Origin of the sequence: Gemmatirosa kalamazoonensis (genome assembly GCF_000522985.1) — a bacterium.
Lineage (GTDB): Bacteria > Gemmatimonadota > Gemmatimonadetes > Gemmatimonadales > Gemmatimonadaceae > Gemmatirosa > Gemmatirosa kalamazoonensis.
Map to the genome: position 1 here is coordinate 631,118 of NZ_CP007130.1, position 12,436 is coordinate 643,553.

Annotated in this window: 4 protein-coding genes; all 4 read right to left on the reverse strand. The window is 73.5% G+C overall.

Annotated features, from left to right (window positions below):
• Positions 1-15: 15 nt before the first annotated feature.
• From J421_RS30380 to J421_RS30395, 4 genes are read right to left on the reverse strand one after another with little or no spacing between them, the layout of a single operon-like run.
• The gene (locus J421_RS30380; RefSeq protein ID WP_025414896.1) at positions 16-3,243 is read right to left on the reverse strand and encodes a non-ribosomal peptide synthetase; all 3,228 of its coding nucleotides are present in this window, start codon (positions 3,241-3,243) and stop codon (positions 16-18) included.
• Positions 3,244-3,262: 19 nt separating this feature from the next.
• Entirely contained in the window at positions 3,263-9,628 is a 6,366-nt protein-coding gene (locus tag J421_RS30385) for a non-ribosomal peptide synthetase (RefSeq protein ID WP_025414897.1), read from the reverse strand.
• Between the two features lie 53 nt (positions 9,629-9,681).
• The gene (locus tag J421_RS30390; protein ID WP_148306642.1) at positions 9,682-10,980 is read right to left on the reverse strand and encodes a glycosyltransferase family 4 protein; all 1,299 of its coding nucleotides are present in this window, start codon (positions 10,978-10,980) and stop codon (positions 9,682-9,684) included.
• A 19-nt stretch (positions 10,981-10,999) separates the two neighbouring features.
• The gene (locus J421_RS30395; protein WP_158508996.1) at positions 11,000-12,034 is read right to left on the reverse strand and encodes a TauD/TfdA family dioxygenase; all 1,035 of its coding nucleotides are present in this window, start codon (positions 12,032-12,034) and stop codon (positions 11,000-11,002) included.
• Between the last annotated feature and the right edge of the window lie 402 nt (positions 12,035-12,436).

A 12,436-nucleotide genomic window follows, 5' to 3' on the forward strand; every position in this document is an offset into this window, starting at 1 on the left:
GTCGCTCGTCCACCGTCACGCCGTCCCCGCCCGCGCGCGGTCCACCGCGCCCGCGAGCTGCTCCAGCGTCGACGCCTCGAACAGCGTGCGCAGCGGCAGCCGCACGCCGAACGACTTGCTGATCTTGCCCAGCGCGCGGATGGCGAGCAGCGAGTGCCCGCCGAGCGCGAGGAAGTTGTCGCCCAGCCCCACGCGCTCCTTCTTCAGCACCTCCGCCCAGATCGCGGCGAGCTGCCGCTCCGTGTCGGTGCGCGGCTCTGCGAATTGCTCGCCCTGCTGCTCCGCCGCATCGGGGGCGGGGAGCGCGCGCTTGTCGACCTTGCCGTTCGGCGTCAGCGGCAGCGCGTCGAGCAGCACCACCGCGCTCGGCACCATGTATTCCGGCAGCTGCGCCGCCAGCCACTCGACCAGCTTCTCGCGCGTCGGCCGGTCGCTGTGGCTCACCGCGTAGCCCGCCTGCTTCGGCACCGCGTACGCCACCAGTTCTTCCTCATTGAGGACGACGACCGCCTGCGCGACGCCCGGATTCGCGCGCAGCACCTGCTCGATCTCGCCCAGCTCCACGCGGAACCCGCGGACCTTCACCTGATCATCGACGCGGCCGAGGAACTCGATCGACCCATCGGGGAGGCGGCGCACGCGGTCCCCGGTGCGATAGACACGCTCGCCATGGAACGCGACGAACCGCTCGGCCGTCAGATCGTCGCGCTTGAGGTACCCGCGTGCGACGCCCGCGCCCCCGATCAGCAGCTCGCCGGGGATCCCCACCGGCTGCTCGTTGCCGAACGTGTCGACCACATACGCGTGCGTGTTCGCGAGCGGCTTGCCTAACGGCACCGTCTGCCCGCTCAACGAGGCCGTGGTGACCTCGTGGGTGAGGACGCCGACGGTGGTCTCGGTCGGACCATAGTGGTTCAGCACCCGGCACGTCCCCGCGTTCAGGAACGTCCGCGCGACCTCCGGCCGCAGCGCCTCGCCGCCCACCACGAGCCACGTCGTCGGCAGCGCCGTCCCGAGCGCGACGACGTGGTTCGGCGTCGCCTTGATCACGTCGAGCGGGTGCGCCGCGAAATACTCGGCGAACCGCGCCGGGTCCGTCGTCACGTCCTTCGAGAGCACGTGCAGCGTGCCGCCCGCGAGCAGCGCGGGCAGCAGCGCGGTGTTGCCGAGGTCCGCCGCGAGCGTGCTCACCATGCCGAAGTGCAGCCCGTCGAGCGCGCCGAGCACGCGCGAGATCGCCCGCGCGTAGTGCACCGCGTTCGCGTGTGTGACGGCGACGCCCTTCGGCGTGCCCGTCGAGCCGGAGGTGTAGAGCACGTATGCCAGATCGTCCGGCGCGGCCACAGAGTCGACGTTCGCATCCGACGATGCGCCCGACGCGTCGAAACTCACCGCCTGCACGGACGCGGGCAGCTTCCCTGCCCCGACCGCGTCGGTGACGACGACCTTCGCCCCACTCTCCGTGAGCTGGGTCGCGAGCCGCGCCGCCGGGGCGTCCACCGAGAGGGGCATGTACGCGCCGCCTGCCTTCAGGATGCCCAACAGTCCGACGATCGCCTCGGCCGAGCGGTCGAGCAGCAGGCCGACCGGCGCGTTAGGCACCACGCCGAGCGACCGGAGCTGCCGCGCGAGCGCGTTCGCCCGCGCGTTCAGCTCCGCATACGACAGCGCCGCGTCCGCGCCGACGACCGCCGTGCGCTCCGGCACCCGCGCCGCCTGCGCCTCGAACAGCGCCACCAGCGTCGCCGGCGCGCCCTCGTCCGCCGCGGTCTCGTTCCACGCCGCCAGCTTCGCGCGCTCCGCCGCCGTCAGCAGCGGCAGCGCCGACACGCGACGCGTGGGCTCCGCGACCGCTGCCTCCAGCACGGTCGTCAGATGGCCGAGGAACCGCTCCGCGTAGCCGCCCGTGAACAGGTCCGTCCGGTACCACAGCGCGAGCTCCAGCCCGTCGGCCCGCTCCGTCGCGAGGATCGTGAGGTCGAACTTCGTCCCCGCCGCGTCCAGCTCCACCGGGCTCGTCGCCGCGTCGCCGAGCGTGAGCTCCGCGCCGAGCGTGTCCTGCATCGTCAGCACCACGCGGAACAGCGGCGCGTGCGACTGCGCGGCCCCACGGCTCCGCTGTAGCTCCAGCACGAGCGACTCGAGTGGCGTGTCCTGGTGCTCGAACGCGCCGAGCACCGTCTCCGACGCGCGCGCGAGGAGCGCCGCGAAACTCGGATCGCTCTCGAAGCGCACGCGCATCGGAAGCGCCTGCGAGAAGTAGCCGACGACGTCCTCCAGCTCGCGCCGCGTGCGGTTCGCGACGGCCGACCCGATCACGATGTCGTCCTGCCCCGAGTAGCGGCGCAGCACGGTCGCGTACGCGGCGAGCAGCACCGTGTACGTCGTCGTCGACGTCCGCTGGGCGAGCGCGCGGATCGCGGCGTGCAGCGCGGGCGGCAGCACCACCGTGCGCCGCGCGCCGGCGAAGCTCTGCACGGCGCCGCGCGCGAAGTCGGTCGGCAGCTCCAGCACCGGCAGGTCGGCCAGCCGCGCGCGCCAGTAGCCCAATGCGGTCTCCAGCGCCTCGCCGCGCAGCGTCGCGCGCTGCCACGCCGCGAAGTCGCCGTACTGCAGTGCCGGCGGCGGCAGCTCCGTGCCCGCGTACAGCGCGCCGAGGTCGCGGAAGATCTGCCCGTACGACCACGCGTCGGACACGATGTGGTGCGTGAGCAGCAGCAGCACGTGGTCGTCGTCGGCCAGCCGCGCGAGCGCCGCGCGGAACCCCGGCTCGCGCGCGAGGTCGAACGGACGGTTCGCCTCGGCGCGCAGCGCGGCGAGCGCCGCCGCCTCGCGCTCCGCGGCGGGCACCGCGCGCACGTCGTGCACGACGAGCGCGAACGGCGCCGCCGGTCGCACCACCTGCACCGCACCGTCCCCCTCCGCGGCGAACACCGTGCGCAGCGACTCGTGGCGCGCCACCAGGCCGCCTAACGCGCGCTCCAGCGCCCCGACGTCCAGCGGGCCGCGCACGCGGCGCGCGAGCGGCGAGTTGTACGCCGTCAGGCCGGGCGTCGCGCGGTCGAGGAGCCACAGCACCTCCTGCGCGTACGTCGCCGGCACCGGCGCCGCCGGGTCGCGCGGCGCGATCGCGCCGCCGCCCTCGTCGGGCGCGTCGAGCCCCTCGGCCGCCAGCAGCTCCTCGATCAGCCGCTGGCGCTCCCGCTCGAGGTCGAGATCCGCGCGCGTCGTCTGACTCTCCATTCGTCCGTCCCGTCGCTGCTCAGGTGCTCGCGACGCGGGATGCTCCCGCGCGCCGTAGTTCGTCGGGCGTCATCGCCAGCACGCGGCGCACGACCTGCGCGACACGCTCCAGCTGCCCGGGCTTGCGCTCCCGCGCGGTGAGCGCGGCCGCGAACGCCGCCACCGTCGGGTGCTGGAACAGCAGCCGCACCGGCGCCTCGACCTGCAGCGTCGAGCGCACGCGCGACACGATCTGCGTGGCCACCAGCGAGTAGCCGCCGAGCGCGAAGAAGTCGTCCTCGGCCCCCACGCGCTCCACGCCCAACACCTCGCCCCACAGCGCCGCCACGACGGCCTCCGTCGCGGTGCGCGGCTCCACGTACGCGCGCGCGCCGCCGACTCCGTGCTCGTGCGCGGCCGCCGCCGGCGCCGGCAGCGCGGCGCGCAGCGCGTCCACCGTGGCGCCGGGCGCGGACACCATCGCCAGCAGCGCGTGCCGCAGCCCCTCCGCCATCTCGCGCGCCGACGCGTCGTCGAAGTAGCGCGCGTCGTACGTCACCCGCAGGTCGAGCGCGTCGCTCCCCGCCACGATCACCGACAGCGGGTACGCCGTGCGCGTCGGCACGTGCACGAGCTCCGTGCGCACCGCGTCGCCGAGCCACGAGCGCGTCAGCTCCTCCGCGTCGTCGTGCTGGAACACGAGCAGCGTCTCGAACAGGCGCGCGCGCCACGGCACGCCGCTCCACTCCTGCACGCGCTCCAGCGGCGTGTGCGCGAAGCTCTGCATCTCGGCGAGCCCCTCGTGCACCGTGGCGAGCCACGCGCCTAACGATTCGCCCGGCGCGACGCGTGCCCGCAGCGGCAGGTTGTTGATCGTCAGCCCCACGAGCCGCTCCACGTCCGGCACGCCCGCGTCGCGCCCGGCCACCGTCACGCCGAACGACACGTCGTCGTGGCCGCTGCGACGCGCGAGCCACAGCGCCCACGCCGCCGCCACGAGCGTGTTCGCCGCCACGCGGCTCGCGCGCGCCAGCGCGTGCACCTCACGCGTCTCCTCGGCCGTGAGCGTCGCGCTCACCTCGGCCGGCTCGGACGCGTCGACGTCGCCGCGCAACGGCAGCAGCGGCAGCCGCGGCGGCGGGGCGAACCCGTCGAAGTGCCGCGCCCAGAAGCGCCGTGCCTCGTCGAGCGGACGCTCCTGCTGCCACGCCACGAAGTCCGCGTAGCGCGCCGCGCGATCGAGCGCCGGCCGCTCGCCGCGCACGAGTGCCGGGTACGCGCGCGAGATCTCCAGCAGCACGAGCGGCCACGACCAGCGGTCGAGCAGCAGGTGATGGTTGCTCCACACCAGCTCGTACTCGTCGTCCGCGAGTCGCACGAGCATCAGCCGCATGAGCGGCGCCCGGTCCAGCGCGAATCCCGCCGCGCGATCGGCCTCCAGCAGCTCGTGCAGCCGTCGCGTCTGCTCCTGCTCCGTCAGGCCGCGCAGGTCGTGCTCGGCCCACGGCAGCTCGGCGCGGCGCCGGACCACCTGCACCGGCTCCGACACGCCGTCCACCGCGAACGCGGTGCGGAAGATCGCGTGCCGCGCCGTGACGAGATCCCACGCCGCGTGCAGCGCCGTCGCGTCGAGCGGCCCGCGCAGCCGGTAGCGCCACTGCTCGAACCCCGGATCGCCGGCCGAGTGCGCGTAGCCGAGGAACAGCCGCTGCATCGGCACGAGCGGGTAGACGTCCTCCACGTCGCGCGCGCCGGCTGCGCCGTTCGTCAGGCGATCCACCGCCGCCTGGTCCAGCCGCGCGAGCGGGAAGTCCGACGGCGTGTAGCCGCCGACGCCGGGCGCCGTGCAGTGCGCGACGAGCGCGCGCAGCGCGGCGACGTACGCGTCGGCCATGCCGGCGATCGTCTCGCGGCGGTGCGTGCGCTCGCTGTAGCTCCAGCGGATCTCGAGCCGCCCGTCGATCACGAGCGCGTTGATCTCCAGCAGATGGCGGCGCACCGTGCGCGGCCCGTACCACGACCCCGTGCTCTCCGGCGCGTGCGCGAACAGCGTCGACCCGGCGACCACCTGGTCGAACTGCCCCATGTAGTTGAACACCACGTCCGGCGTCGTCTGCGCGCGCAGCGTCTCCGCGCCGTCGCCGAGGTAGCGCAGCACGCCGTAGCCCACGCCGCGGCCGGGCACCGCGCGCAGTCGCTCCTTCGTCTCGCGCAGCCGCGCGCCGAGGTCCGCCGCGCCCAACGGCAGCCGCACCGGGAAGATGGTCGTGAACCAGCCGAGCGTGCGCGACAGGTCCGCCCCGTCCACCAGCGCCTCGCGGCCGTGCCCCTCCAGGTTGACGACGATGTCGCCGCCGCTCGGCCCGACCCAGCCGCCGAACGACTCGGCGAGCGCGGCGAGCAGCGCATCGTTGATCTGCGTGTTGTACGCGGCGGGCACCGCCTGCAGCAGCGCGCGCGTCTCGTCCTCGCCGAGCCGCACCACCACCGTGTCGGTGTACGCCGCGAAGTCCTCGCCCGACGCGGCGAGATCGCGCGGCAGCCGCACCGACGCCGGCGAGCCGACCGCCTCCCAGTACGCCAGCTCGTTCCGAAGCGTGTCGCGCACCGACGCGTCGTTCAGCCGCGTCGCCCACGCGCCGAACGGCGTCGTGCGTGCCGGCAGCGCGATCGGCGACCCGGCCGCGCGCTGCGTGTACGCCGTCTCGAGATCCTCGCGCAGCACGCGCCACGACACGCCGTCGATCGCCAGGTGGTGCACCGCGACGAGCAGTCGCGCCGGTCGGTCCGCTCCGAGGCGGAACAGCGCCGCGCGCAGCAGCGGGCCGCGCGCGAGGTCGAGCGTCCCCTGCACGCGCACGCTCGCCTCGGTGATCGCCGCGTGCTGGGACGTCTCGGGCAGGTGCCCCAGCTCCACCACCTCGATGTGCGCCGCGGGCGCGTCCGCCGCGCACCGCGCGCGCCACCCGTTCGGCGTCCGCTCGAAGCGCAGGCGCAGGCTGTCGTGGTGCCGCGTCACCGCGTCCACCGCGTCGGCGAGGACGGCGTCATCGAGCTCCGCCGGCGCGGTGAACAGGAAGGCCTGGTTCCAGTGGTGGAGCTGCTCGCGCTGCCCCTCGAAGAACCAGTGCTGCACCGGCGTGAGCGGGACCTCGCCCACGATCTCGGCGTGCGCCACCGCGTTCGCCGTCGTCGTCTGCGCGACGTGCGCCAGCGACGCGACGGTCGGATGACGGAGCACCTGCGTCAGCGAGAGCTTGAGCCCTGCGAGCGCCGCGCGTGCGACGATCTGCACGCTCAGCAGCGAGTCGCCGCCGAGCTCGAAGAAGTTGTCGTCGACGCCGACGCGCTCCACGCGCAGCACCTGCGCCCAGATCTCCGCCAGCGTACGCTCGGCGTCGGTGCGCGGCGCGACGTAGCGGCCGGACAGCGCGGCGCGCCCCACGCCCTCCGCGTCGGGAAGCGCGCGCCGATCGACCTTGCCGTTGCTCGACAGCGGCAGCGCGGGCAGCCACGCGAACACCGCGGGCACCATGTACTCCGGCAGCGTCGCGAGCAGGTGCTCTCGCAGCGCGCCCGCGGACAGCGGCTCGCGGGCCGCGACGAGGAACGCCACGAGGCGCTGCTCGTTGCCGGCGCCGCGCGCGACGACCACCGCGTCGCGTACGCCCGCATGCGCGAGCAGCGTCGCCTCGATCTCGCCGAGCTCGATGCGGAAGCCGCGAATCTTGACCTGGAAGTCGAGCCGCCCGAGGTACTCCACCGTGCCGTCGGGCCGCCACCGCGCGAGGTCGCCGGTGCGATAGAGCCGGGACTCGGGACTCGGGACTCGGGACTCGGGCGCTTCTCCCCCCCGCGTCCCGCGTCCCGAGTCCCGCGTCCCGAACGGGTCCGGAACGAAGCGCTCGGCGGTGAGATCAGGCCGATTGTGATAGCCCATCCCCACCTGCACGCCGCCGAGGTACAGCTCCCCGGCGACGCCGATCGGCACCGGCCGCCGCTCGGCGTCGAGCACGTAGACGCGCGTGTTCGCGACGGGCCGGCCGATCGGCACGACCGCGGGCGGCTCGGGGCTCGGGGGGCACGGCCAGTACGTCACGTCCACCGCGCACTCCGTCGGCCCGTACAGGTTGTGCAGCCGGCTCCCCGGCAGCGCCCGATAGAACCCCGCCACCAGGTCCGGCCCCAGCGCCTCCCCGCTCGCCATCACGTCCCGCAGCGAGGCACACCCCGCCGCCGTCGGCTCCGCGAGGAACGCGCGCAGCATCGAGGGCACGAAGTGGCACACCGTCACCCCGTGCCGCTGGATCGTCGCCGCCAGGTACGCCGCGTCGCGATGCCCCCCGGGCCGCGCCAGCACGAGCTTCGCCCCGCTCATCAGCGGCCAGAAGAACTCCCACACGCTCACGTCGAAGCTGAACGGCGTCTTCTGCAGCACCACGTCGCCCGCGCCCAACGCGTACTCCGCCTGCATCCACCGCAGCCGGTTCACGATCCCGCGCTGCGCATTGAGCGCCCCCTTCGGCCGCCCCGTCGACCCCGACGTGTAGATCATGTACGCCACATCGTCCGCCGCCGGCCGCGGCAGCGGCACAACGTCATCCGCGTGATCCGCCACATCCGCGCGATCCGCGTCCTCCGCCGCGCCGTCGAGCAGCACGAGGGTCGCCTGGTGCGCCGGCAGCGTCCGCGCGAGGGCCGCCGTCGTCAGCAGCACCGGCGCCCCGGAGTCGGCGAGCATGTACGCCACGCGCTCCGCCGGATACTCCGGATCGACGGGCACGTACGCCCCCCCCGCCTTCCCCACCGCCACGAGCGCGACCACCAGCTCGACCGAGCGCTCCGCGCACACCGCGACGAGCGCCCCCGCACCCACGCCTAACGCGCGAAGCCGCCGCGCCAGCGCCGCCGCGCGCGCATCGAGCTGCGCGTACGTCAGCGAGGCACGCTCGTCCACCACCGCGACCGCGTCCGGCGTCCGCGCCGCCTGCTCGGCCAGCAGCGACACCAGCGTCGCGTCCTCGCTGCCTAACGACCGCGCCGTGTCGTTCCACTCCTCGACCACCAGCCGCCGCTCCGATTCCGGCAGCGGCGAGAGGTCGCCGAGCAGCGCGCGCGGGTTCGCCGCCATCGCTTCGAGCAGCGTCGCGAGGTGATCGAGCAGCCGCGCCGCCGTCGCGTCGTCCACCACGTCGCGCGCGTTCTCGATCTCCAGTCGCAGCTCCGTGCCGCCGTACAGCAGCCCGGTGAGCGCGAAGTTCGTCCCGCCGAACAGCTCGAAGTCGCGCTCCGCCATCCCCCCGCCGAGCGTTCGCATCGTCGGGCCGAGCGGCAGGTTCTCGAACACTACCTGCGTGTCGAACAGCGGCGTGTCCGTGGGCACCTCGCTCCACCGGTGCACGAGTCGCAGCGGTGTGTGCTCCACCGCGAACATCGACCGCCACGTCTCGCGCAGCTCCGCGAGCCAGTCCACGAGCGACACGTCGGGACGCACGCGCGCCCGCACGGGGAGCGTGTTGATGAACAGCCCCACGATGTCGTCCGCGCCGTCGATCGTCCCCTTCCGGCACGCGCGCGTCGCGCCGAACACGACGTCCGGCTCGCCGGCGTGATACGCGAGCATGAGCGCCCACGCGCCCTGCACGACGGTGTTCATCGTCAGGCCGTGCTCGCGCGCCATCCGCTCCAGCGCCGCCGTCGGCGCCGCGTCGAGCATGCGCTGATGCAGCCCGCGGCCGCCCGCCTGCTCGTTAGGCGCGCGGAATCCCGCCGGGATCGGCGTCGGCCGCCGCAGTCCCGCCATCCGCTCGCGCCAGTACGGCTCCGCCGCGTCGAAGTCCTTCGCGCCGTACCACGCTACGAAGTCGCGGTACGCGCGCCGCTCCGGCAGCCGCGCTGCCGCCGGCGTCGCCGCCTCGTACACCGCGAACAGCTCGCGCAGCACGATCGCGAACGACCGGCCGTCCATGAGGATGTGGTGGAACGTCCACATCATCCGCCAGTCGTCGTCGGCCAGGCGCACGAGCACCACGCGCTGCAGCGGCGGCTCGCGCAGGTCGAACCCCACGCGGCGGTCCTCCGCCAGGTACGCGCGGATCCGCTCCGGCACCGCCGCCGCCGGCACGTCGCTCCAGTCCAGCTCCGTCACCGGCGGCGGCGCCTCGGCGTGCACCTCCTGCACCGGCTCCACGACCCCTTCCCAGCGGAACGCGGTGCGCAGCGCGTCGTGGCGCGCCGTCACCGTCGCCCACGCCGCGCGCATCCGCGCCGGGTCGATCGCCTCGGGCAGCGTCGCCACCATCTGCACCACGTCCACGCCCGTCCCGCGCGGCGTGCGCAGGTGATTCACGAGCATGGCCGCCTGCAGCGAGGCGAGCGGGTACGACGCGGTGGGGAGACTGCGCATGCGGCGGGAGGATGCGAGGGAGGAGCGGTGACGTGGGCCCGGAGACGCGCCGGCTACGCGCGCACCGGACGGGGGCGCGCCACCACGTGCCGCCCCGCGACGACGAGCTGGCGCAGGCTCCCGACGCGCAGGAACTCGCGGGGCGCCGAGCGAAACGCCACGCCGAGCGCGTCCAGCGCTTCCTTGGCGTAGCCGGCGATCGCCAGCTCCACCGCCGAGCCCCGCGCGAACGACGCCCGCCACCCGCGCTGTCGCTCCAGATGCTGGAGCAGCAGCTCCCGCTCCCGGAACGGCGCCGGCGCCGGCCGCGTCGCCGCGAGCCGCTGCTCGCGCCGGCCGTAGATCGCCAGATACCGCTCCGCCAGCACCGACGCGGAGAACGTGGCGCGCGTCACGTCGGAGACCGCCTGCGGATCGTGCGGCGCCTGCATCCACCCGTGGAGCAGGTCGGCCACCGTGTCGTCGCTCGCGTCGGCGGCGAACAGCCGCCCGGTCACGCCGTCCACGACCGCCTCGCGCAGTCCCATCACGTCGGGCGCGGCCACGCGCGCGCCGCACGCCGCCGCCTCGGGTGCCACGTTCCCGAACCCCTCGGAGCGCGACGTCATGAGCACCACGCCCCCCGACGTCGCCACCGCGCGATAGAAGTCCGGCATCTCGGCGTGCGGCACCGGGCCCCACCGCTCCACGGGAAGCTGCTCCACCGGCTGGCCGGCGAACGTCTCCCACGTGCGCGCGTGCGGGTCGGCGATCCACACGCGCGCGCCGCGCTCCACGAGCCGGCGCGCCACGCGCGTGAACCGCGGGAAGTCCTTCTCCGCGGACGTCGTGCGTCCCGCGAACGCCACGATCGGCGCACCGTTGCCGGCACCCGACGACGCATCCGCCGTCGCCGAGGCGTTAGGCGGGGTGAAGCGGTCGACGTCGATCGCGTTGCGCACGACCTCGATCTCGAGATCCGTGTACGGCTGGTTCACCTCCGCCATCCCCTGCGAGATGGCGGTGTACGCGAAGCAGGTCGTGCGGTCCCACACGTCGGCGAGCGCGCCGCGCGCCGTCACCACCACGCGCGCGCCGTAGCGCGTCGCGAGCCGCGCGACCACCGGGGCCGCGGGGTCCGTCGCCGTCATGTGCACGACGTCGAACTCGCCGCGCTCGAGCCGCCGCACGAGCTGCGACAGCGGCCCGAGCGTCGCGCGCCCGGTGTCGAGGAACTCCTGCAGCCGCGGCGACGACTGGCAGAACCAGTACTCGCACTGCACGCCCCGCCGCTCGAGCTCACGCCCGAGCAGCTGCATGGAGCTGGAGACACCACCGGTGTCGCACAGCATCCGGAAATGGAGGACGCGCATCGCGGCTACCGACCGGGGCTCACGCGGGCAGGTCGGCGGCCTTGATCATCTGCCCCATCGCCACGACGATCTGGCGCGGCCCCTCGAACGAGTCGCGCGCGTGCGTCGTGAGGATGTTGTCGAGCATCGCCATGTCGCCCTTCTGCCACTGGAAGCGCACCGCGATCCGCTCGAACGCCTGGCCGATCGCGTCCATCTCCTCGTCGGAGATCGCCGTGCCGTCGCCGTAGTACACGTTGCGCGGCAGGTCCTCCTCGTCGAACAGCGCGCGCAGCCCTTCGCGCGTCTCCTCGTCCACGCAGTAGATGTGGTGCAGCTGCACCTGGTTGAAGAAGACCTCCTCCTTCGTGTCCGGGTGCTTCACGACGCCCTTCGTGCGGTTGATGACGCGCAGGCCGCCGTCCGCCTTCCATTCGAAGTCGCTCCCCGCCTCGCGGAGCTGCTGCTCCACCTTCGCCTTGTCCGTCGTGTGGAAGAACTCCTCCCACGTCGGGTCGACGCCCTTCGAGAAGTTGCGCACGTACATCAGCCCCTTCGTGCGGAACTTGTCCACGATCTCCGCGGGCACCTCGTGCATCGCCTCGCGCGTGTCGAAGATCGGCGAGCAGCCGCCCTGCTTCGCCGGCGTCACGCAGAAGAAGCTGATCTTCTTGTTGAAGACCGGCAGGTGCGAGCTCTCGTTGTGGTACAGGATCATCTGGTCCGGCGGATACGGCGTCGACTCGTAGATCTTCTCGCCCGCCGCGTTGCGCGGCAGGTCGCCGTAGTCGCCGAACAGCTCCCCGTAGATCGACTTCGCCGCGCGCTCGAAGTCCGCCGGCGACGGCATGTGGAAGCCGCGGAACAGGATCGCGCCGTGCACGAGCAGCATCTGCTCGACCCACGCGCGGTGCTCCAGGTTCCAGTCCGCGAGCACGATCCCGTCGACCGTGGGCTCGAGCACGAGGGGCAGCTTCCGCGTCGCAGAGAGCTGGTAGGCGCGCACCCCGGCCGGGGCGGGGATGCTGCTCGTCGACGAGAGAGCGCTGCTTGCGTCGACCGGAACCGTCGTCATGGTGGTTGCTCCCTGAGTGGGCTGAAGCGGGGAAGACATCGAGAAACTGTGGCGTCGCCACCACATCCGGCATGTGCACCGGAGACGCGAGCGTGCGGGAGGAACGGCCTGCGTACGTGCGGTCGTCGGCGACGTCGTGACGCGCGCGTGAAGACGCGCGGCGCATGAAGGTCGCAACCCGGGTCGCGGGGCACCGGGCCGCCAGACGCGAGACTCAATCTGGCGCTCTTGCCTCAAACGGCATTACGACAGAACTTGACCCTCGCGAACGACGGGCACGGCGGCACGTTTCGCGGGTCAATAATTGGTCATCCGCGTGAGTGGGACAAGTCGCAATCCGGTCCCTCTCGAATGTGCTTCCCCCCCTTTTGGTGCAGCAGCGGACACACCGACGCCGGTGCC

What these genes read in the sequence shown, in the direction of transcription:
- J421_RS30380 (WP_025414896.1), bottom strand. Translation starts at nt 3,243, where the DNA reads ATGGAGAGTCAGACGACGCGCGCGGATCTCGACCTCGAGCGGGAGCGC.
- J421_RS30385 (WP_025414897.1), bottom strand. Translation starts at nt 9,628, where the DNA reads ATGCGCAGTCTCCCCACCGCGTCGTACCCGCTCGCCTCGCTGCAGGCG.
- J421_RS30390 (WP_148306642.1), bottom strand. Translation starts at nt 10,980, where the DNA reads ATGCGCGTCCTCCATTTCCGGATGCTGTGCGACACCGGTGGTGTCTCC.
- J421_RS30395 (WP_158508996.1), bottom strand. Translation starts at nt 12,034, where the DNA reads ATGACGACGGTTCCGGTCGACGCAAGCAGCGCTCTCTCGTCGACGAGC.